Source organism: Geobacillus sp. 46C-IIa, from assembly GCF_014679505.1.
In the GTDB taxonomy this organism is placed as follows: domain Bacteria; phylum Bacillota; class Bacilli; order Bacillales; family Anoxybacillaceae; genus Geobacillus.
Genome location: NZ_CP061474.1, coordinates 2,464,704 through 2,487,017, shown reverse-complemented (window position 1 = coordinate 2,487,017; position 22,314 = coordinate 2,464,704). Strand labels below are relative to the sequence as shown.

Genomic DNA, 22,314 nt, shown 5'->3' with positions numbered 1-22,314 from the left:
TTTGCGGAAAATGGATACGTTATTTAAAGAAAACAACATTAGAAAAAGGAGAGATCGCCATGATGATTCCGGTTGGGGTGTCGAATCGCCATATTCATTTATCGAAAGAACATATGGCGGCGCTGTTCGGGGAAGGCGTCGAGCTGACAGTGCTCAAGCCGCTGTCCCAGCCCGGCCAGTTTGCCGCTAAGGAAACGGTGACGGTGGAAGGACCGAAAGGGAAAATCGAAAATGTCCGCGTCCTTGGCCCGGTCCGTTCGCTCACTCAGCTTGAAATTTCGAAAACGGACAGCTTCAAGCTCGGTGTTGCGCCGCCTGTTCGCTTATCTGGAGATATTGAAGGAACGCCGGGCATTACGATTCACGGGCCGAACGGGACGGTGACGGTGGACAAGGGGGTCATCATTGCCAAGCGCCACATTCATATGACGCCGAAAGATGCAGAAACGTTTGGCGTCCGCGACAAGCAAGTCGTGAAAGTGAAAACGCAAGGGGAGCGCGCCCTCATTTTTGACGAAGTGATCGTCCGCGTCAGCGAAGACTTTGCGTTAGATATGCACATTGACACCGACGAAGCGAACGCGGCCGGTTTAAAAACGGGCGATTATGTCGAGTTGCTCCCGTCGTGAAATCATCTGCAGCAATGGGAAGACAAGGCGCCCTCTCGTTCGTCCCGAGGGGGCGCCTCCCGTTAACGCGGGCGCTTCTTCTCTGATCGATCCAGGGTGCCGACTAGATGAAACGGCGCATCACGCCGAATGGCATCAATGACGCCGCCGCTGATTTCTTGATGGGTGAGCCAGCGCGAACCGTATTCTTCCACGACAAAACCGAGCTGAACTTGCCGATAAAGGCAGGCTGCAGGCAAACAGAGTTCCGATTTCGCTTCGGCTGGATCGGCGCGGCTGCCGAGCACGTGAAACAGCCGCCAAGGGCCGGGATGTCCGCTATTTTTTTTGATGACGGTGGACAGCGCCTGGTTTCCGTCCGTATGCACCCACGCAATGATTAGGGCAAAAGTTCCGTTTTTTTGGATGGCTCGGGAAATCAGGGAACAAAGCGCTTCTTGATCGCGATAATCAACAAGAAGCGGGTTGATGGATGCCATTTGTCCAGCGCGGTCGATGAGCTGCTCCATCCGTTCGTAGCGGCGGGCGATGACGGACACATAATATCCTTCCCGCACAAGCCAAAGCGATACATCAGACAACATGCCTGTCCCGCCGATGACAAGGGCGTGCATGGCGCGTCTCCTTTCGGATTAATGCAGTGGTCCTTTCAAATAATGATCAAACCAACCGACGATTTGGCGAAGCCGTTCGAGGCGAAGCGCCGGGTTGCCGGTGCGCGACAAATCGTGATTGGCATCGGGGAAGCGGACAAGTTTCGTTTCCCGCCCGAGTTGTTTCAATGCGATAAACAACTGTTCCGCCTGCTCGATCGGGCAGCGATAGTCCTGCTCGCTATGCAAAATTAAGAGCGGCGTGCGCACATGTTGGACGTATTTGAGCGGCGAATGATGCCAAAGCCGCTCGGCGTCTTCCCAGACGTCGCACCCAACTTCCCATTTCGTGAAAAAGTAGCCGATGTCGCTCACGCCGGCGAAGCTGAGCCAGTTGGAAATCGAGCGCTGAGTGACGGCGGCCCGGAAGCGGTCAGTGTGCCCGACGATCCAGTTCGTCATAAATCCGCCGTAGCTGCCGCCGGTAACGCCAAGACGTGTCTCGTCAATGAAGTCGAACTGACGGATTGCGGCGTCAACGCCGGCCATAATGTCTTCATAATCCATGCCGCCATAGTCACCGCGCACGGCATTGACAAACGACTGGCCGTATCCATGGCTTCCGCGTGGGTTCGTAAACAGCACAGCATAGCCGGAAGAAGCGAGCAGCTGAAACTCATGGAAAAACGTAAATCCGTACATTGTATGCGGTCCGCCGTGAATTTCGACGATAAGCGGTGCTTTTTCTCCGCAGCCAAGCCCGGGAGGTTTCATGATCCAACCTTGAATGTCCGAACCGTCTGTGGATTGGTAGGTAAACGGTTCGGCATCAGCGAGCGCGACTTCGTTCTCAAGCGCTTCATTGACCGTGGTGAGCCGCGTTTTTGCGCCGCTTTCAAGTGAGATGGCATACAAATCCCCAATCACTGTCGGCTCGCTAATCGCGGCAACGGCCTGCTGTTCGTTCGGATGGACGGCGAGGCCGTATACATGGAAGTCCCCTTCGATGATCGGAACGACGGGTCCGTCAAGCGGGATGAAAAATACATTGACGCGTCCGCGCTCCGAGGCGGTGACGTATACACCGGTTCCGTCATGTTTCCAAATCGGGCCCGGGCCTTTTGCATCAGCGTGTGTATCGCCGACCATCGCATCGCCGAGATGAACGTCCCAATCGGCGGTCAGCACCCGCTTCGTTTGGTGTTCGAGTTCAAAGACATAAAGCCGGTGGATGGTCGCTCCGAGATAAGCGAGATCATGGCCAATGGCCGCGAGCTTCATTCCGTCCGGCGACCAGGCGAGCGAGGCGAATGTGCCGCACCCATTCGTCAAGTTCGTTTCTGTTTTTTTCTCGAGATCGAGCAACATGATGTCGCGCGTAAACATGATGTCAGGGTCATTGTTCCGATTGGCGACAAAGGCGAGCGTCCGCCCGTTTGGCGAAACGGCAAATGAGCCGATTTCTTCCTCGAGGTTTGTCAATGCTTCCGCTTTTCCTGACGTTGCATCGATGCGCACCAGCACGGCTCGTTTGCCTTCAAGAAAGCCGGCGGCATCCGACTTGTAATACAGCCGTTCAACAATGCGTGGCTTCGCATCGGCCGGTTTTTGTTCCGCGGTTTTCGATTCTTCCCGGTCGTCGATCGTTTCGTTGCCGCCAAGCGTTGTCAAAGCGATGAGAAACGCCCCGTCCGGTGTCCAAACGTAATCGCGCACCCCGTTTTTGAAAAACGTCAGCTGGCGCGCTTCGCCGCCGTCAGCCGGCAACAGCCAAAGCTGTGTGCGCCCGGAGCGGTCGGACAAAAACGCGATCGTTTTGCTGTCCGGGGAAAAGCGCGGTTTCGTGTCGCGAAAGCGGCCGAACGTCCATTGGCGGACGGCGCCGCCTTCGATCCATATGTATAGATGAGAACGGTATTGTTTTTCCTCATCGATCGATTTTTGCACGAACACGCCGCGCGTTCCGTCCGGCGCGTAGTGCGGATCGCGCACCGAGCGGAGGCGAAGCAGATCTTCTACAGTCACGCCGCGGTGTTTCAGCGGTTGTCCATTGTTCATGAGCGACCTCCTCTTTCCATAAAGTAAAGTTAGGATAGTATCTTATTTCGTGTTTCGAAGGAAAAATCCTGCCGGCAATAAAAAAACGAACGTCCTGTTGATGGACGTTCGTTGTTCGTTACGCTGATAATTTTTCTTTGTCGTTTGTTTGCTGCGCCGCTTTTTTCACTTGCGGGTAGAAGATCACGCCGCTGGCCAGCAAGGCGACGCCGAGCAGGAACGTTTTCATGTCTGCTGTGCCAGCGATGACGACCCAGACGGAGTAGACGGTCGCCAAAGCAGCGATCATGCCGTCAGCCAGCCGCCCGCGCGCTGCTGCATACGTTTCCCCGGTGAGCGCGAGTTTCAGCTGGAAGACAGAAGCGATCAAATATGGAACGAGATAGGCGAGCGTAGCGATGTAAATGACAAAGTCGAACGCTGCCGCCATCGAATGGGAAATGGTCGAGAAAATGAACAGCTGGGCCAATGCATTCGATAGCGTCAACGAGAAGCTTGGCACGTTTTTCTTGTTTTCTTTCAAAAAGGCCGGCAGAAACAGTCCTTGTTTCGCCGCCTGGTACGGCACTTCTGCGCTCAACAAAATCCAGCCGAGCGTGGAACCGAGCAAGCTGATGAGACCGAGGCCAGCAAGCACGTAGCCGCCGGTCGGACCGACGATGGCGACAATGGCATCGACGAGCGGCTTCTCCGATTGAATGAGCTTGTCTTGCGGCAAGACGCCCATCACCAAAAAGCTGATGCCGATATAAATGGCTAAGGCGATGAGCAGGCCGGCGATCGTCGCCCGCTTCACATCTGCCTGTTTGCGCGCCCGCGAAGCGAACACCATCGCCGATTCAACGCCGACAAACGCCCAAAGCGTCGATAAAGCGGCATTGTTGATTTGTCCAAGCAGACCGAGCGGCTGTCCGTCTCCGTCATAACGCGGGGCATCAAGCGGACCGACGACCGCCCTGTCAAAAGCGAACAAGGCGATGACAATAAACAGGAAAAAGCCGAGCACTTTCGCTGCTGTCGCCGCGAAATTTAACTTGCCGGCATCTTCTACGCCGCGCAAAATAATGGCGTGCATCACCCAAAGAAGCGCCGTGCAGACGAGAAATGTAAGCAAATTCCCAAGCTTTAGCGTAAACGAGCCCATTGTAAGCACGGTTTTATCGCTTGTTAATACAGGGAAAAAGGTCGACAAGTAGCTCGAAAACGTCGTGATGATGGCGACATTGCCGGCAAAATTGCCGACCCAGTAGCCCCACGACGACATAAAACCGGATAAAATCGACAAGTTCGAACCTTTCGGGAACAGCTCTTTCGCATAAATTTGCGGCCCGCCGCCCAAGTTCGGCTTGCGGATCGCCAAGTTGCCAAATACAAGCGCCGTCATTAACACGCCGACGCCGGTCAATAGCCAGGCGAACATGACGCCAATCGGGCTTGCCGCCTCTGCCAATGAGCGCGGCAGCATAAAAATGCCGGATCCGACCATATTGCCAACGACTAACGCCGTTAACACCCAAAACCCGAGTTGCCGGTTGTTGTTCAAGATGGAAAACTCCTTTCTTCACCAAAGATAAACAATAAAAAAGCACCCTTATCGTTTCAACGGGTGCATGACACATCTGCATCCAGCTGAATGCGATAGCGCTCCATCGCCCTAGAACGATGGCAGTCCTGCGCCTGTTCGGCCGCAGACCCAGCTTGCGCCGCCGGAGCGCGCCGCAAACTTCGGCGATGAATCCTTTCATTCCGCTTCATCAGCGCTCCGGCCTCAGCGAAACTACTTTTACTCATCGCAACCTCTATCCCATTGAAGCGGAGAGGGGGTTATCGTTGTCGACATTATCTTACCCGATTCGACAAAAAACGTCAATATATTTTTCTGAAATAAGGTTAAGCGTGTGGGTTTTTCGACTCTTCACCACAACATGTACTTGACAAGCAATACGGTTTCCTGCACAAGGATATGCAAAAATCACTGATTTGCTGATTTCCCCACACAAGTGTAAATAGGGTATGTTCAGAAAAAACCAAGTACAACTTTTGGTGAAGAGCCGGTTTTTCGTCTGTTGCCGCAACCGCCGGGCGTGCGAAAAAATTGGCGATCGTTATGTTTTTGGAGAAAATAACGTAGTATTTGGACGGCGACAGCATAGTTGCCTCACTTCCGAAACATGCAATAAAATGGAATTATATTCGGAAAGTTGGCAATGAGAAGGATTTTTTGCGACAAACGGCGAATAAGCAATTGGTTGAAGCAAAAGAAGAAATTGCCGCCATGTTTGGCGAAAAAATAAAGAAAGAAGGGATTGGCTTGAAATTTTCCGCATTTCATTATGAGCGGCCCGACATGGATCAGCTGCAGGCGTCGTTTCAGGAGGCGCTCGATGCGTTTCGCCGCGCCGGGAGCGCTGCTTTGCAGCACGAGGCGATGAAGCGGATCAATGCACTGCGCCGCCGCTACAGCACGATGGCGAACCTTTGTCATATCCGCCATACGATCGATACAAACGATGAGTTTTATAAGAAAGAACAAGACTTTTTTGATGAAACGGAACCGGTCGTCAAGGGGCTCATCAACGATTATTACCGTGCACTTGTTGAGTCCCCGTTTCGCGCTGAGCTTGAAAAAGTGTGGGGGAAACAGCTGTTTGCTTTGGCGGAGACGCAGCTGAAAACGTACGCTCCGGCAGTGATGGAAGATTTGCAAAAAGAAAACAAGCTGGCGAGCGAATATACGAAGCTGATTGCGTCGGCAAAAATCATGTTTGAAGGCGAAGAGCGGACGCTTGCGCAGCTGCAGCCGTTCGTGGAATCGCCGGATCGCTCGATGCGCAAGCGGGCGAGCGAAGCAAGGTTTTCGTTTTTCACGGATCATGAAAAAGAGCTCGATGAGCTGTACGATGAGCTCGTCCATGTGCGCACGGCGATCGCCCGAAAATTAGGATTTCCCACCTTTGTTCAGCTCGGCTATGCCCGTTTAGGCCGAACCGATTACAATGACGAGATGGTCGCCAACTTCCGCCGGCAAGTGAAAATGCACATCGTCCCGCTCGCCTCCAAGCTGCGCGAGCGCCAGCGGCAGCGGATTCAGGTCGACCGGCTTACGTATTATGATGAGCCGTTCATGTTCCCGAGCGGCAACCCGGCGCCAAAAGGGGACGCCGCTTGGATCGTTGACAACGGCCGGCGCATGTATGAAGAGCTGTCCCCGGAAACGGGCGCGTTTTTCCGCTATATGATCGAACATGAATTAATGGACCTCGTCGCCAAAAAGGGGAAAGCGAGCGGCGGCTATTGCACGTATATTGACGACTACCAGGCGCCGTTTATTTTCTCGAACTTTACCGGAACATCCGGCGACATTGACGTACTGACCCATGAAGCGGGGCATGCGTTCCAAGTGTATGAAAGCCGCCATTACGATATCCCGGAATACAACTGGCCGACGCTTGAGGCGTGCGAAATCCATTCGATGAGCATGGAATTTTTCACATGGCCGTGGATGGAGCTGTTCTTCGCCGAAGACGCCGACAAATATCGGTTTGCCCATTTGAGCGACGCGCTCTTGTTTTTGCCGTACGGTGTCGCCGTCGATGAATTCCAGCACGCCGTCTACGAGCGCCCGAACATGACGCCGGCCGAGCGGAAGAAAACGTGGCGTGACATTGAGAACGTGTATTTGCCGACAAGGGATTACGACGGCCACGATTACCTTGAACGCGGCGGCTTTTGGCAGCGGCAAGGGCACATTTACACCGACCCGTTTTATTACATCGACTACACCCTCGCGCAAGTGTGCGCGTTCCAGTTTTGGAAGCGGGCGCAAGACGACCGGACTGCGGCGTGGCGCGACTATGTGGCGCTTTGCCGATTGGGAGGCAGCCGGCCGTTCACCGAGCTCGTCCAATGCGCCAACCTCGTGTCGCCGTTTGCCGACGGGGCGGTCGCTTCGGTCGTCGGCCACATTGAACGATGGCTCGATCGCGTCGATGACAAATCATTGTGAATAAAAGAGGCAACAAAGGAGGTAGAACGGCATCGTTTCACCTTCTTTCCTCGAGGCGGAGAAGCACTCATTGCGCTAGGAGGAAGAACGATGATTCGGAAAGCCGATTTAACCGATGCGCCGGCGATTGCCGCTGTCCATGTGGAAAGTTGGAAGACAACATACCGCGGCATTGTGCCGGACGCGTACTTGGAGACGTTGGCAGTGGAAGAAAAGCAAACGTTATGGGAGAAGGGGCTCAGCCAAGCGGACCATTCCGTGTTTGTTGCCGAGGAAAACGGGCGCGTCGTTGGGTTCATCTCCGGCGGACGAAACCGGGCGAGCGGCGGCCCAGCGGCCCAATATGACGGGGAGCTGTACGCGGTTTATTTGCTGAAAGAGGCGCAAGGAAAAGGGCTTGGCCGGCAGCTTGTGCAAGCATCGGCCCGCGACTTGGCGCAAAACGGCATTCATTCGCTGGTTGTCTGGGTGCTTGCTGCCAACCCGTCGCGCGGTTTTTACGAACGGCTTGGCGGCAAAAAGTTGGCCGAGGAAAGGGTGGAAATCGGCGGAAAAGCGTTATGGGAGTGGTGCTACGGCTGGCAAGACATTCAAACGCTGAACTAGGAAGGGGCTGCCGAACGATCGGCAGCTTAAAAATTTTATGAAATGAGTGATTACTCACTTTCAAAATGAGTCGTCCTCCTATATACTATTAGTGAGTGATCACTCACTAATAGCATTGAGGGGAGGAGAAGCATGACGACTGATCCATGTATCCAAGTCGAGCGTGTCTCCAAGCGGTTTGGGAAAAAAGTGGTCATCGACGATGTGTCGTTGGATATCCGCGCGGGAGAAATTTTCGGTCTGCTCGGCCCATCGGGGGCCGGCAAGACGACGTTGGTGCGCATGATCGCCGGCATTGATCAAGCGAATGAAGGCACGATTCGCGTGCTGGGGGGGGAACATGCCCAATCTTGGCGCCATGAAGCGGATCGGCTTTATGGCGCAGTCGGATGCCCTGTACGGAGAATTGACCGCGCTGGAGAACATGCAATTTTTTGCTTCCATTTATGGGTTGCGAGGGAAAAAACAAAAAGAACGGATTGAGGACATGCTCGCGCTCGTCAACTTAACGAATGATCGGAAAAAGCCGGTGCACCAATACTCAGGCGGGATGAAGCGGCGGCTGTCGCTGGCGATCGCCTTGCTTCACGAACCAGAAGTGCTCATTTTGGATGAGCCGACGGTCGGCATCGATCCGGTGCTGCGCCAATCGATTTGGGCGGAGCTCGAGCGGATTCGCCGGCGCGGCACAACCATTGTCGTCACGACCCATGTGATGGATGAAGCAGAAAAGTGCGGACGGCTTGGCATGATTCGCGAAGGTCGTTTGATCGCCGTCGGCCGACCGGATGAATTGAAACATGAAGCAGGCGCGGAAACGATTGAACAAGCGTTTTTGACGTTTGGAGGTGCTTGTCAATGAGAGTGCTGGCCATTGTCGTCCGCATAATCCGCCAGTTTTTCCGCGACAAGCGCACGCTGGCGCTCATGATTGTCGCGCCGATGTTCGTCTTGTTGTTAATGGATTTGGTGTTTAATGGCGAAGAATACAAACCAGCCATTGCCGTCAGCGAACACGTGCCTGAGGCGGTTGTTGACAAATTGAACGAAGCGGGAGCGAGCGTGAAAGAGCTGTCAGCAAAACAAGCGCGAAAGCAGCTGGACGATCAAGACATTGATGCATGGCTTGACATGAGCAGAAGCGCTCCGCACCTTACGCTGGAAGGTAGCGATCCAACCGCCAATCAGGCGGTGATGGCCGCGGTGCAGCAGGCATTTCAGTCCATAGCGCCCAATCCCCCGTTTCAGCTGAAAACAACGTATTGGCACGGGTCAAGCGACATGGCGTCATTCGATTATTTTGGCCCCGTGTTGATCGGCTTTTTCGTCTTCTTTTTCGTCTTTTTGATTGCCGGAGTGTCATTTTTGCGCGAACGGACGAATGGGACGCTCGAGCGGTTGATGGCGACGCCCCTCAGGCGCTGGGAAATGGTCGCCGGCTACATGATCGGGTTCGGGTTGTTTACGACGATTCAGGCAAGCTTAATTTCATGGTTTGCCATTGATGGGCTCGACATGATGATGGAAGGTTCATTCGGGTATGTGCTGCTCATTACGTTTTTGCTGGCGATGGCGGCGCTGGCGCTCGGGATGCTGCTGTCGGCGTTCGCCAACAACGAGCTGCAAATGGTGCAGTTTATCCCGCTTGTCATCGTGCCGCAAGTGTTTTTCTCCGGCTTGTTCAACTTGGACACGATGGCGGAGTGGCTTCGTTCGCTGAGCGTCGTCATGCCGCTCACCTACGGGGCGGATGCGCTGCGCGATATTATGGTGCGGGGGGAAGGCTTTCGCGCCATCGCTGTGGATGTGTACGTGCTGCTTGGCTTTACGTTGCTGTTTATGGTATTCAATGTAGTAGCATTGAAAAAATACCGCAAGCTGTAAGGAGTAGAGTCATGAGCGAGCATTCATGGATTCAGGAATTGTTGCAAATCGGCGGCAAGGAAGGGCAGTTCAGTGAAAAGCAGCTAAAAATTTTGGAAGCCGCAGTGGAAATGTTTGCCGAAAAAGGCTATGCGGCGACTTCCACGAGTGAAATCGCCAAAAAGGCCGGGGTGGCGGAAGGCACAATCTTCCGCCACTATAAGACGAAAAAAGACTTATTGTTGGCGATCGTCACGCCGACATTGTTTCAATCCGTCGCCCCGTTTTTGGTGAAAGAGTTTGTCCGCGAAGTGTTTGACAACGAATATGAGACGTATGAACAGTTTTTGCGTGCAGTGCTCGCCAACCGCTATGCGTTTGTGAAAACGTATTTGCCGGCGATTCGCGTGCTCTGGCAGGAGCTGGCCTTTCATTCCGAGATTAAACAGTGCTTTCAACGCGTGTTTACCGAGCATGTGTATCCAAAATTCGCCCGCATTGTCCGCCATTTTCAAGCGAAAGGGGAGTTGGCCGAGCTGCCGGTCGATTCGGTCATCCGCTTGACGATCACATCGCTCGCCGGTTTTTTGGCCGCCCGCTTTCTCCTTTTGCCTGACCACAACTGGGACGATGAGGCGGAAATGGAACGGACGATCCGCGTGTTGATGAACGGTCTGCGGCGCTAACCAGCCGGCTTCCGCGCAGGAGCCGGCCTAGTTGTTTTCCTTCGCATAACGGAGGATGGCTTCGGCAAACGGTTTGAAATCATCAAGATGTCGTTCAACGATGGCTTGCAAGATGCCAAGGTTCAGTGGTTGGTAGTCGTGAACGGCGATGTTGCGGAATCCGACCATCGCCTTCATCTTTTTGCTTACGGAAGGGGAGATGACCCCATGTTCTTCGAGGAGAGCGAACGCATCGCGGCTATGCTGCGGCAATCCGAATTTTTGCTCGGCAACGATATGCATGGTCAAATCGATGCAGGCCTCGCACGCCCGCTGCAAATTCAGAACGATCGAATCTTGTTTTGTGTAATTTTGTAAATTTTTTGGGTCGTCGTTATATTCTTCACGAATTCGTTTCAAGCAGCGTTCGATTACGCTTATCTTGTTGAAAATGACATCACTTTTCATATATGGTCCCGCTTTCTGTAATTTGTTTTAACACCGGCGCTCTCTCTTCGTTTAGCTTCACATACATTTTCAATGTTTTCATTTCGAACTCAGCCCGTTTCCGCTCGTCGCGGCAATCAATGGCTTTTCCCGTCGAGACGACTTGCGCTTGAAACACCGTGCTTGCTCGGCGCAAATCAACAAGATCTACGTCGCGCCCCAGCTTGTCAGCCAACTGCCCTGCGAGCAGAAACAACTCATACGGATCACACGGTTCGCCGTCGCTGACAAAGGCGATATCGACATCGCTGTCTGGGCGCAGCGCCCCGCGGGCGGCTGAACCGAACAGATAAATGACGAACGGGTCAAGAACCGGGCGGAGGGTCTGAATGATGACCGTCTCCATTTGGGTTGGCAATCGCGGTACCCCCCTTATTGTTTTTCTCCATTATAGCAAAATTTTCTTGTTCTTGGCGAAAAGCGGCAAAAAGAAAAGGAAAGGCGACGACACGTCCCCCTTTTGAATGAGAGAAAGACCGGATCGGATGGTCTGATTTCCCCTCAAACGTTATTTAGAAGAATGGTGATTTAAGGAAAATGGATGTCCCCAGCAGCATTGCTCAAGTTGAAAAACCTTGCGACACCATCACCTCATCCATTTCGGATTATCGCCAATTGAGCGAACCGATTCTGTTTCACCGGCCTTTTTTAGAGCCGTGTTTGACCGGTAAGCATTTTCCTTTGTCCAATCGGTATGGAATGGTTTCGATTGATCAATCATTTCTTGGTACCGTCAAGAATTTTGTGTAATGCAAGATCGATAGGATATCTCTGAAATGGATTTGGAATGGGCAAGGGACTAGTTTCCTCGCATAGGGGCTGACCCAAAAGTCCGCTAAAAACACTTTTGGAATCAGTTTTCTTTACTTTTACATATTTCACTAAACAAAAGGGTGATTCCCCCCTTTTTTTTCATTACTAATACTTGCGTACAGTTTTTACACATTTAAACACTGATATTTGCAAAATTTACGTAAAGGAAATGTAATCAAAAAAGGGGAAAAGGACACAGCGGCCGGGAAGGAAAATAGTCAGTCTTTTTAGCCATAGAGACATTTGTTTTTTTGTACTTTTTTCATTTTGCTGATTTCCTCCTATGATCAAACTCCTTTTTTGCTGCTGCTGCTGTTTTCCGCCTTTACGCCAACTTTATACTCCATTAAAAAAAGGTTCCTATAATCAGTCGTGTACGGAACATCTTTCATAGTTGGGAGGGAACGAGAAATGAAAGAGGAGAATGTTGTCAATGAGCTGGTGAAACGGTTGAATGAGGAGGTGCTGAACAAACGCATAGACCGCCGCACTCTTTTGCACGGTGCCGGCAAAATCGCGGGCCTGTCTCTCGGGATGGCGATCGCTCAGTCTTTAGGAGGATTTGACGTTCATGCGGCCCCGAAATTCGCCGATTATCCGTTTCAGCTTGGCGTTGCTTCTGGCGATCCGTTAGCAGACAGTGTCGTCTTATGGACAAGACTGGCTCCGGATCCGCTCAACGGAGGCGGAATGCCCCCGCATCTCGTTCCTGTTCATTGGGAATTGGCCGCCGATGAACATTTTCGGCATGTTATCCGCCGCGGCACCGAAATGGCTTCGCCTCGTCTTGGACACTCTGTTCACGTCGAGGTGAACGGCTTAAAGCCCAACACGGTCTATTATTACCGTTTTAAATGCGGAAATGAGATAAGCCCGGTCGGCAGAACAAAGACGATTCCTGCACCGGGGGCTGAGGTGTCGGAAATGTTATTTGCCTTTGCCTCGTGCCAGCAATTTGAGCACGGGTATTACACAGCGTACAAACATATGGCAAGAGAAAACCTCGATCTCGTTTTTCATCTCGGCGATTACATTTACGAATATGGACCGAACGAATACGTATCTTTTACCGGCAATGTGCGCACCCATAACAGCCCGGAAATTATCACCGTTCAAGATTACCGCAACCGCTATGCGTTGTACCGGTCTGACGCAGACTTGCGGGCGGCGCATGCGGCCTTTCCGTGGGTCGTGACGTGGGATGACCATGAGGTGGAAAACAACTACGCCAATGTGATCCCGGAGGATGGACAGTCTGTGGAAGCGTTCATTCACCGACGCGCGGCGGCATACCAAGCGTATTATGAACATATGCCGCTTCGGAAATCGTCGCTTCCGCACGCAGAACATATGCGTCTGTACCGCTCGTTTGCCTATGGCGACTTAGCTAGTTTCTATGTTTTAGATACGCGCCAATACCGCGATGATCAGGCAAACGGAGATGGGACAAAGGCGCATTCGCCGGAATCGCTCGACCCAAACCGAACCCTTCTTGGGGCTGAGCAGGAGCAATGGCTGCTCGATCACCTCGGCCGTTCAAAAACAAAATGGAATGTCTTGGCCCAGCAAGTGTTTTTTGCCCAGCGAAACTTTGGGACAAGCCTAGCGCCTAAATACAGCATGGATGCTTGGGATGGATATCCGGCGGCCCGTCAGCGCATTACTGAGTTTGTGGTGCAAAACAAGATGAAGAACTTGATTGTATTGACTGGCGATGTCCATGCCAATTGGGCGTCCAACTTGGCGACAGACTATGATGATCCGGATGCGCTGATCTTTGGCGCGGAGTTCGTCGGCACGTCTATCACGTCCGGCGGAAACGGTTCAGATTGGCGGGCGGATACAGAGCGAGTTTTGGCGCAAAATCCGCATCTTCGCTTTTTTAATAATTATCGCGGATATGTGCGCTGTCGGGTCACTCCGGAGCAGTGGCGCGCTGACTATCGGGTTATTCCATACGTCACCGAACCTGGGGCCGATATTTGGACGAGAGCATCGCTCGTGTATGAGAAAGATGGGCGGGGAATCCGGGAAATTTCGTCTACATCATTGCCGATCGGCGCTAAAATGTCAAGCGAGGTGGAAGAAGACCGCCATCGTGCCCACGCGCGCGCCAGAGAAAAGCAAAAAGAAAAGAAAAAAGGAAAAATCGCAAACTGAAGCAATGAGTATGGGCATTCGTCCCGCTATTTGGGCCGGATGCCTCGTTTTCTCCTAAGGGGTGGGCGCAGATGTTGAGCAATATCAGAATTCTTGGATTCACTCTCCTTTTGATTTTTGCCTTGCTCATCTTCGCTCCTTTGAAATTGCCGAAAATTGGGCGGACGTTAGGTGAATTTCAGAGTGCCACACGTGACTTTGCCTCTAACGAAACAAAAGGAGGAACAGCGCCTTTGAAAAAGGCGAATGGATCAAAGAAGCGGGCGGCGGTCGTCTGAATATAACAAAGAGTGAACTTTTACAATTATACCTAAATGGTATTGACGAGAGGAGAAGGGGATGATATGATTTGTACAGGGTTCTATTTATTAGTTAAATAAACAAATTAAAAAAGAGACTTATTTTTAAAAGGTGAAAAATTTATAAAAAGGATTAGAGAGGTGTATACTTGCTTTTATTATTTAGTTTGTTAAACAAACAAAAGGTAATGTGAATTAAATTTGTTTTTTTGTATGTTATTGTAAAGGCTTTCAAAAAATAAGGAAATATCATCATTTTCTATGGCACGGGGGGATCACAATGAATCAGATGGCCAAAATCGGGAATGTTGAAACAAACGCTGGCGGAAACATCGCACGTCCTTTTGGCATTAGGGATCAGATCGGTTACTTGTTTGGCGATTTCGGCAATGACTTTTTCTTCATCCTTGTCGCTTCGTTTTTGATGGTTTATTATACGGATGTGTTTGGACTGAACGCAGCGCTGGTGGGGACGCTCTTTTTAATCGCTAGGCTGTGGGATGCGGTCGCTGATGTGGCGTGGGGCCGGTTTATTGACACGAGAAAACCGAGCAAACACGGGAAGTTTAAACCTTGGATTTTCCGGATGTCGTTCCCGCTTGTCATTTCCGGTGTGCTTATGTTTGTCTATATTCCTGGCATGACGACGGGATTTTATGAGGCGTATGCTTTTGTGACGTACCTCCTTTGGGGGACGCTGTATAGTACGGTCAACATTCCGTACGGCTCGATGGCGTCAGTCATTACGAGCGACCCGATTGAGCGCACATCGTTGTCCACGTTCCGGACGATGGGGGCGATGTTGGCGGGACTCGTTATTAACACGGTTGGTCCGCTCATTTTATTTGTCAATAACGAGGCGAACGCCAATCGCTTTTTCCTCGCTGCGGTTATTTTCGGGATTTTGTCGCTTGCCTGTTATATGGCGTGCTACAAGTTGTCAACAGAACGAATCGTTTTACAAGAATCGGAAAGCACGAAACTGAATTTAGGCAAAACGTTAAAAGGATTGCTAAAAAACAAGCCGCTCATTTGGATTTTAATTGCTTCGCTCACGTTTATGGTTTGCTTTATGTTAATCGGAGCTGTGAACGTCTATTTGTTTAAAGACTATTTTGGAAGCGCTAAATCGTTGAGCCTTGTCGGGCTGTTGCAGTCGGTTGCTGTGTTTGTCGCCATGCCATTTGTGAAACCGCTTGTAGCGAAGTTCGGGAAAAAGGAAACGGCGGCAACGGGGTTGTTGCTGGCTGCTGTGGTGTACGTACTGCTTTATTTCCTGCCGCAATTAACGGTCGTACAATTTATTGCGTTGTTGACGGTAGCGATGTTTGGGTACGGATTTTTCAACTTAGTGATTTGGGCGTTTGTTACGGACGTGATTGACTATCACGAATACTTGACCGGTTTGCGCGAAGATGGAACCGTTTACTCGATTTACTCGTTTTCCCGCAAAGTCGGCCAGGCGGTCGCCGGCGGTTTCGGCGGATGGGCGATTGCGGCGGTCGGGTACAATGCCGGGTTGAAAGAACAGGCAGAAAGCACGCTCCACGGCATTTACATGTTAGGGACGCTAGTGCCTGGATTAACATTGTTAACCATTGCTCTTATTTTAATCTTCTTATATCCATTAAATAAAGAGCGCACAACCCGATTAGCGATCGAGCTTGAGGAAAAACGGAAAGCGCAATCATGAAAACGATTTAATCGTTGAACATCCCCCTTTTTTGGACAAATGGTCTGTTGGAGGGGGATGTTTTTTTGGCAAAGAAGACCTTGTTCCGCTATTCCATCATGCGTTTTGGCTATCGCCCACCGACATTCATCTCCCGCCTATTTATTGGACTGTCGCCCTTCATGTTCCTTGAGGCGGGAGACTTCTTTCGGACATTTTGTTAAAAGAAAATGCAGCCACCCCCACTTTAACCGCCGATCAGTGGGGGGGAGTGGGTCAAGGTTCATACGGCAAGTTCACGATCGGAACGTCTAAAAAGTGGGTGATGGCGAGTGCACAGGCGCCTAAAATGCACGCTTTTTTTCCAATGGGAGAGAGCGACAGCTGCCGGTAATGGCTGATCGAAGAGCGCAAATGCTGCTGAATATGCCCGAGAGCGTCTGGGTGCATGCCGAGCAGTCGGCTGTTGAGCACGACGACTTCGGGATTGTAAAGGTTAATAATATTGTTAATGCCAACCGCTAAGTAATAAATGAATTGTTCCATGATGCGTTCCGTTTCTTCATCGCCTTCGGCCAGCAGTTTTTGAATATATTCATACGTGACGTATTTGACTTGTTTGCATTTGGCCAAAGACTCAAATACGCACGATTCAGAAGCGTATTTTTCCCAGCATCCTTTATTGCCGCAGTTGCACAGTCTGCCGTCGGGGACAACGATCATATGGCCCGCTTCGCCGGCAAACCCGTCATGCCCTTGAAAAAACTCGTTGTTAATGATCATGCCAAGGCCGATGCCGGAATAAAGGGTGACGCACAATAAGTTATTCGTTTGGTGGTGGATAAATACCCGCTCAGCCAAGGCGGAGAGATTAGCGTTGTTTTCAAGAAAGATCGGAATATCTTGCCCGATTTCGTTTTCCAAATCTTTTTTTAAGTTGAGATGATGCCAACGAAAACGCGGGACAAAATGGATCGACTCCCTTTTGGAAACGAGACCGTGAATAGCGATCGCAATGCCGACGATGCCGTAGCGGCTCTGTTTGTATTCTTCGATATAGGCACGGATATGGCGGGCAAGCAGGCGAACGATCTCTGGATATTCCGGCGTCTCGAGCGTGACCGTTTTGGACGATACCGGTTTGCCGAGAAGGTCGGTGACGGTGAAGGAAATTTCGCCATAGTCTAAGTCAATGCCGATGGCATAGCCGGCTTGAGCGTTCAAGGAAAGCATAATCGGTTTTCGGCCGACGCTGCTATGCTCGTGCTCGATTTCACGAAGAAGCCCTTCTTCCAATAAATCCGCCACTTGCGCGGAAATGGTCGCCCGCGTTAAGGAAGTTGCCTTCGATAAATCGGCCCGCGAAATCATTCGTTCGTTGACGATCGTTTGAATAATGAGGGAGCGGTTCATTTTTTTAATATAGGCTGCATCTCCGGTCACCATGAATGAAAGTCCTCCGTTCCCGGCCGCGTGAACACGTTAAAAAAGAGTGGCGATAGACAGAATGAATGGGTGTAATCGCTCCGATGGCGGCCAATAGTGTTGTCTGAAGAATAGGCTATCATATTAGAAAGAAATCGACAAGAATCCATCAGTTAGTCGTTGACGAAACGAGCAAAAAGTGATATCGTTAAAGTGAATTAATTAGTTAAGTAAACAAATTAAAAAAGAGAGAAGCATACTCTTTTTTTGCTTGCTTTTGAAAGTGTTTGCAAAAACGGGTAGGGGAGATGTAGAGAAACGTATGAAGACGTTTTTAGATGATCATTTTTTGCTTGAGACAGATACAGCCGTCCGGCTTTATGAAGAAGCTGCGAGACACTTGCCAATTTTTGATTTTCACTGCCATTTAGACCCGAAAGAAATATGGGAAAACAAGCCGTATGATCATATCACGCAACTTTGGCTCGGCGGAGACCATTATAAATGGCGGGCGATGCGCATGCATGGAGTGGGTGAGAGATTCATCACCGGCGATGCGAGCGATTGGGAAAAGTTTCTCGCCTGGGCGGAAACGGTGCCCCATTTGATCGGCAATCCGCTTTATCATTGGACCCATATGGAACTGAAAATGTTTTTTGGGATTGAAAAGCCGCTAAACCCAAAAACAGCAAAAGAGATTTACGAAGAATGCAACGAAAAGCTACAACAGCCCGAGTTTTGGCCGCGGGCGCTCATCCAGCGGGCAAATGTCGCTTTCATCGGCACGACGGATGATCCGCTGTCGACGCTTGAGTTTCATCGCCGGCTCCGGGATGATGGGTCGTTTCAAACGATCGTTGCGCCGACGTTCCGTCCGGATCAGGCGCTGTTGATTGAACGTCCGTCGTTTACGGATTGGCTGAGGAAGCTGTCGGAAGCATCGGGCATCGCGATTGACTCATTTGCTGCTTTTTTGGCGGCTCTCAAGCAGCGGATCGATCAATTTCATGAACACGGCGGCCGGGCGTCAGACCACGATATTCCGAAAATGGAGTATGTCGCTGTTACGGAATCAGAAGCGGCGGCGATTTTTCAAAAACGGGTGAACGGCGGGGCGCTTTCTGCTGCGGAGCTCGTTGCTTATCGGTCGTTCTTGTTTACGGAGTTAGGAAAAATGTACGCCGAAAAGCAATGGGTGATGCAGCTGCACATCGGGGCGATGCGCAACAACAATACGAAAATGAATCGGCTTCTTGGCCCGGACGCCGGATTTGATTCGATCGGGGAAACGAATATAGCGGAAGGGCTGTCGCGTTTTCTTGATGTTCTTGACCGGGAGGACGCGCTGCCGCGAACCGTATTGTTTAACTTGAATCCGAAAGACAATGCCGTGATTGCTGGGATGATGGGAAACTTTTATGAAGAAGGCGTGCCGGGAAAAATCCAATTCGGTTCGGCATGGTGGTTTAATGACCATATCGATGGAATGGAAAAGCAAATGCGTGATTTGGCGAATGTCGGAGTGCTCAGCCATTTTATCGGGATGTTGACAGATTCGCGCAGTTTTCTTTCTTACGCCCGTCATGATTATTTCCGCCGCATTCTTTGCAATCTTCTTGGCGGCTGGGTGGAAAAAGGGCTTGTCCATAACGACATCGATTTTCTTGTCCAGATGGTGAAAAATATAGGCTACTACAATGCCGAAAGTTATTTTTTGCACCGCTAGGCGGCTTTTCCGATGGTGGATCCCCTTCCTGCCCTGCCATGCTGGGGTGGGGAGAAAAAATAAATGACTGCTAAGGAGTGGAGAGAATGCTGTATCCCATTGTAACTGAAACGCGCCATGTCATCGACTTAAATGGTGTTTGGAACTTTAAGCTCGATTCAGGAAGCGGGTTTGAAGAAAACTGGCAAGGCGCGCCATTAACCGATCCGCAGCCGATGGCGGTGCCGGCGTCGTTTAATGACCTCGGTGTGACTTCGGATCTTCGCAACCATGTCGGCTGGGTTTGGTACGAGCGGGAGTTTGTCGTTCCGTCGCGCTTATTGTCAGAGCGGGTCGTGTTGCGGTTCGGTTCGGCGACACATGTGGCAAACGTTTATGTGAATGGTCAATTGGTTGTCGAACATAAAGGTGGGTTTTTGCCGTTTGAAGCGGAAATCAATTCGTATATTCAACCAGGGAAAAACCGTCTGACCGTAGCAGTGAACAATGTGATCGACTCGTCGACATTGCCGGTCGGCCTTTATCAAGAAAAGGAAGTAAAAGGGCTTGGCACGGTGGTGCGCAACAATCCGAACTTTGACTTTTTCAATTATGCCGGGCTGCACCGACCGGTGAAAATTTATACGACACCGCATGTTTACGTGCAAGATGTGACGATCGTAACCGATGTCGCCGGCTCGACAGGAACTGTCCGTTACACGGTGGAACGGATTGGCGAGGCGGATGTGCGCACAGCTGTCATTGATGAGTCAGGAAACGAAGTGGCGAAAGGGGAAGGGGCGGCAGCCGAGCTGACCATTCCGGACGTCCGTTTATGGGAACCGCTGAATGCGTATTTGTATACGCTGCGTATCCAATTGGTGAAAGATGGAAAAACAGTGGACGTTTATGAACAGCCGTTTGGGGTTCGGACGGTAGAAGTCAAAGACGGCCAATTTTTGATTAACGGAAAGCCGTTTTATTTCAAAGGATTCGGAAAACATGAAGATACCCCAATTCACGGAAGAGGGTTTAATGAAGCGGCGAACGTGCTTGACTTCAATTTGATGAAATGGATCGGAGCCAACTCGTTCCGCACAGCCCATTATCCGTATTCCGAAGAGCTGATGCGGCTTGCTGACCGCGAAGGGTTTGTCGTCATCGATGAAACGCCGGCTGTCGGTCTTCATTTGAATTTCTATGCGCTTTTGTCCGGCTCGGAGCGGAAAAACAACACATGGGAATTGCTTCAAACGTTTGAACATCATCAGCAAGTCATTAAAGAGCTGATCGCTCGCGACAAGAACCACCCGTCGGTCGTGATGTGGTCGATCGCCAATGAGCCGGCTTCAGAGGAGGAAGGAGCTTACGAGTACTTCCAACCGCTCGTTGAACTGGCCAAGCAGCTTGACCCGCAAAAGCGGCCGGTGACGATTGTCGTCCACCTTGGAGCCACCCCGGAAACGGATCGCGTCGCTGAGCTCGTTGATGTGATTGCCTTAAACCGTTACTACGGCTGGTATATCGACAGCGGCGATTTGGAAGTGGCAAAAGTGAAGCTGCGCGAAGAGCTGGCCGGTTGGAACGAGCGCTGCCCGGGCAAACCGATCCTCATGACCGAATACGGCGCCGATACTGTCGCCGGATTGCATGACATCGACCCGGTCATGTTTACGGAAGAATTCCAAGTCGCCTTTTTACAAGCGAATCACCAAGTGTTTGATGAGTTTTCCAACTTCATTGGCGAACATGTATGGAATTTCGCTGACTTTGCGACAAGCCAAGGCATTATACGGGTGCAAGGAAACAAAAAAGGGATTTTCACCCGCGAACGCAAACCGAAATATGCGGCCCATGAACTGCGCCTCCGCTGGATATCTATTCCAGACTTCTACTATAAATGGTAAAATAAAAAGTGAAGATGGCAGACGAAACGCCAGCGCATCCTATTGGAGGGCCCGCTGGCGTTTCCAACGATGCGGGATTAAATGGAGACATTAGGCAATGAGGTCGACATGATGAAAAGGAGGAAAAGCATGGGCATTTTGCATGACCTGTTAAAAGATATTCCGATTCCGAAAGTGGCGAAAGTGAACGTTCATTTTGATCAAACTTGCATTGAAAACGTGCCGCTCGCTCTAATGGAAAAGTTGCAGCAAGACCATATCCGCAGCCTCATTCGTCCGGGCATGGAAATCGCGGTGGCGGTCGGAAGCCGCGGGCTCGATCGGTTGGTGGAGATTGTCGCTACAACTGTTGCCTTTCTAAAGGAACAAGGGGCGAAGCCGTTTATTGTCCCGAGCATGGGAAGCCATGGCGGCGCAACGGCGGAAGGGCAGCGGGCGGTGTTGGCCCATCTCGGCGTAACCGAGGAAACGGCCGGCTGTGAAATTCGCTCATCGATGGACGTCATCCAACTTGGAAAGCTGCCAAACGGCCTTCCGGTGTATATGGACCGGTTTGCGGCCAACGCCGACGGCATTATCGTCATTAACCGCATAAAACCTCATACCGCTTTTCGCGGGCCGGTTGAAAGCGGGCTGATGAAAATGTTGAGCATCGGCCTTGGAAAGCAAAAAGGGGCGGAAGCATGCCATCAGCTAGGATTTAAATACATGGCAGGAAATGTTCCGGCGATGGCGAAAATGATGATGGAGAAAAAACCGGTGTTGTTTGGGGTGGCGACGATTGAAAACGCATTTGACAAAGTGGCGGTCGTGGATGTGTTGACGCCAAACGAAATCATTGAGAAGGAGCCGGAGCTGCAGAAAAAAGCGAAGCAGTTGCTGCCGCGTCTGTTTTTTGACCAAATTGACGTGCTTGTCATCGATCAAATCGGAAAAAACATTAGCGGCGACGGAATGGACCCGAACATTACGGGCCGCTACCCGACTCCGTACGCGCATGGCGATCCGGACGTGAACAAAATGGTCGTGTTGGATTTAACCCCGGAAACGGAAGGGAACGCCAACGGGGTCGGGACGGCCGATTTCACGACCAAACGGCTTGTCGATAAGATGGACTTGGAAGTGACGTACGCAAACGGCCTGACTTCGACCGTCGTCGCCCCGACGAAAATTGCGACGACCTTGCCCAACGACCGGATGGCCATTCAGGCTGCCATTAAAACGTGCAATATTTTAGACTTTACAAAAGTGAAATTAGTACGCATTCAAAACACCTTGAAAATCAGCGAAATTGAAGTGTCCGAAGCGTTAATTCCTTATGTGGAGAGCCACCCGAATATGGAAGTTGTTGCTGGTCCGTATGAATGGGTGTTTGATGAACATGGACAATTATTTTAACGAGCAAA

At 51.1% G+C, this 22,314-nt stretch carries 17 protein-coding genes, 1 pseudogene and 1 riboswitch; of the genes and pseudogenes, 12 read left to right on the top strand and 6 right to left on the bottom strand.

Annotated elements, in window-relative coordinates; all coding sequences use genetic code 11:
• The first annotated feature begins 59 nt into the window (after positions 1 to 59).
• A complete protein-coding gene (locus tag IC803_RS12305; protein WP_184318874.1) occupies positions 60 to 629 on the top strand; it encodes a phosphate propanoyltransferase in 570 nt (189 codons plus the stop codon).
• A gap of 62 nt (positions 630 to 691) precedes the next feature.
• On the opposite strand, the gene IC803_RS12300 is transcribed toward IC803_RS12305, so the two are convergent.
• From IC803_RS12300 to IC803_RS12290, 3 genes are all read right to left on the bottom strand, one after another.
• Positions 692 to 1,243 carry a short-chain dehydrogenase gene (locus IC803_RS12300; protein WP_081206672.1) on the bottom strand — a complete coding sequence of 184 codons (552 nt, stop codon included), beginning with the start codon at positions 1,241 to 1,243 and terminating at the stop codon, positions 692 to 694.
• An 18-nt stretch (positions 1,244 to 1,261) separates the two neighbouring features.
• Positions 1,262 to 3,280, bottom strand: coding sequence for a S9 family peptidase (locus IC803_RS12295; RefSeq protein WP_081206673.1), 2,019 nt, complete (start codon positions 3,278 to 3,280; stop codon positions 1,262 to 1,264).
• A gap of 118 nt (positions 3,281 to 3,398) precedes the next feature.
• Positions 3,399 to 4,823: an amino acid permease gene (locus IC803_RS12290; protein ID WP_081206674.1), complete on the bottom strand. Its 1,425-nt coding sequence runs from the start codon at positions 4,821 to 4,823 to the stop codon at positions 3,399 to 3,401.
• A gap of 88 nt (positions 4,824 to 4,911) precedes the next feature.
• Positions 4,912 to 5,090, bottom strand: a riboswitch (Lysine riboswitch).
• A 501-nt stretch (positions 5,091 to 5,591) separates the two neighbouring features.
• Between IC803_RS12290 and IC803_RS12280 the strand changes: the two genes are divergently transcribed.
• From IC803_RS12280 to IC803_RS12260, 5 genes and pseudogenes are all read left to right on the top strand, one after another.
• The gene (locus IC803_RS12280) at positions 5,592 to 7,286 is read left to right on the top strand and encodes a M3 family oligoendopeptidase (RefSeq protein WP_081207021.1); all 1,695 of its coding nucleotides are present in this window, start codon (positions 5,592 to 5,594) and stop codon (positions 7,284 to 7,286) included.
• A 90-nt stretch (positions 7,287 to 7,376) separates the two neighbouring features.
• Positions 7,377 to 7,892, top strand: a complete 516-nt coding sequence (locus IC803_RS12275) for a GNAT family N-acetyltransferase (RefSeq protein WP_081206675.1) — start codon at positions 7,377 to 7,379, stop codon at positions 7,890 to 7,892.
• A gap of 132 nt (positions 7,893 to 8,024) precedes the next feature.
• Positions 8,025 to 8,754, top strand: a pseudogene (locus IC803_RS12270) (ABC transporter ATP-binding protein).
• Complete coding sequence (locus IC803_RS12265) at positions 8,751 to 9,776, top strand: ABC transporter permease (RefSeq protein ID WP_081206676.1); 1,026 nt, start codon at positions 8,751 to 8,753, stop codon at positions 9,774 to 9,776. The pseudogene IC803_RS12270 and the gene IC803_RS12265 overlap by 4 nt, the downstream one beginning before the upstream one ends.
• 11 nt (positions 9,777 to 9,787) lie before the next feature.
• A complete protein-coding gene (locus tag IC803_RS12260) occupies positions 9,788 to 10,441 on the top strand; it encodes a TetR/AcrR family transcriptional regulator (protein WP_081206677.1) in 654 nt (217 codons plus the stop codon).
• A gap of 27 nt (positions 10,442 to 10,468) precedes the next feature.
• Here IC803_RS12260 and IC803_RS12255 read toward each other — a convergent pair whose 3' ends face one another.
• Together IC803_RS12255 and IC803_RS12250 are read right to left on the bottom strand one after the other, a co-directional pair.
• A complete protein-coding gene (locus tag IC803_RS12255; protein WP_081206678.1) occupies positions 10,469 to 10,888 on the bottom strand; it encodes a type VII toxin-antitoxin system HepT family RNase toxin in 420 nt (139 codons plus the stop codon).
• On the bottom strand, positions 10,878 to 11,273 hold the full coding sequence (locus IC803_RS12250) for a type VII toxin-antitoxin system MntA family adenylyltransferase antitoxin (protein ID WP_198945043.1): 396 nt from the start codon (positions 11,271 to 11,273) through the stop codon (positions 10,878 to 10,880). The genes IC803_RS12255 and IC803_RS12250 overlap by 11 nt, the downstream gene beginning before the upstream one ends.
• 878 nt (positions 11,274 to 12,151) lie before the next feature.
• Here IC803_RS12250 and IC803_RS12245 point away from each other — a divergent pair.
• From IC803_RS12245 to IC803_RS12235, 3 genes are all read left to right on the top strand, one after another.
• Positions 12,152 to 13,900 (top strand): alkaline phosphatase D family protein, encoded by a 1,749-nt coding sequence (locus IC803_RS12245; RefSeq protein ID WP_081206680.1) that lies wholly within the window; start codon positions 12,152 to 12,154, stop codon positions 13,898 to 13,900.
• A gap of 71 nt (positions 13,901 to 13,971) precedes the next feature.
• Positions 13,972 to 14,178: a twin-arginine translocase TatA/TatE family subunit gene (locus IC803_RS12240; RefSeq protein WP_081206681.1), complete on the top strand. Its 207-nt coding sequence runs from the start codon at positions 13,972 to 13,974 to the stop codon at positions 14,176 to 14,178.
• Between the two features lie 301 nt (positions 14,179 to 14,479).
• A complete protein-coding gene (locus IC803_RS12235; protein ID WP_081206682.1) occupies positions 14,480 to 15,892 on the top strand; it encodes an MFS transporter in 1,413 nt (470 codons plus the stop codon).
• A 255-nt stretch (positions 15,893 to 16,147) separates the two neighbouring features.
• Here the strand turns inward: IC803_RS12235 and IC803_RS12230 are convergent, their stop codons facing one another.
• A complete protein-coding gene (locus IC803_RS12230) occupies positions 16,148 to 17,317 on the bottom strand; it encodes an ROK family transcriptional regulator (RefSeq protein ID WP_081206683.1) in 1,170 nt (389 codons plus the stop codon).
• Positions 17,318 to 17,618: 301 nt separating this feature from the next.
• On the opposite strand from IC803_RS12230, the gene uxaC reads away from it, so the two are divergent.
• The 3 genes from uxaC (at position 17,619) to IC803_RS12215 (ending at position 22,306) form a co-directional block, all read left to right on the top strand.
• A complete protein-coding gene (gene uxaC, locus IC803_RS12225) occupies positions 17,619 to 19,022 on the top strand; it encodes a glucuronate isomerase (protein ID WP_081206684.1) in 1,404 nt (467 codons plus the stop codon).
• An 86-nt stretch (positions 19,023 to 19,108) separates the two neighbouring features.
• Positions 19,109 to 20,908: a beta-glucuronidase gene (uidA, locus tag IC803_RS12220; protein WP_081206685.1), complete on the top strand. Its 1,800-nt coding sequence runs from the start codon at positions 19,109 to 19,111 to the stop codon at positions 20,906 to 20,908.
• A 129-nt stretch (positions 20,909 to 21,037) separates the two neighbouring features.
• Positions 21,038 to 22,306 (top strand): nickel pincer cofactor-dependent isomerase, group 22, encoded by a 1,269-nt coding sequence (locus IC803_RS12215; RefSeq protein WP_081206686.1) that lies wholly within the window; start codon positions 21,038 to 21,040, stop codon positions 22,304 to 22,306.
• The last annotated feature ends 8 nt before the right edge of the window (positions 22,307 to 22,314 follow it).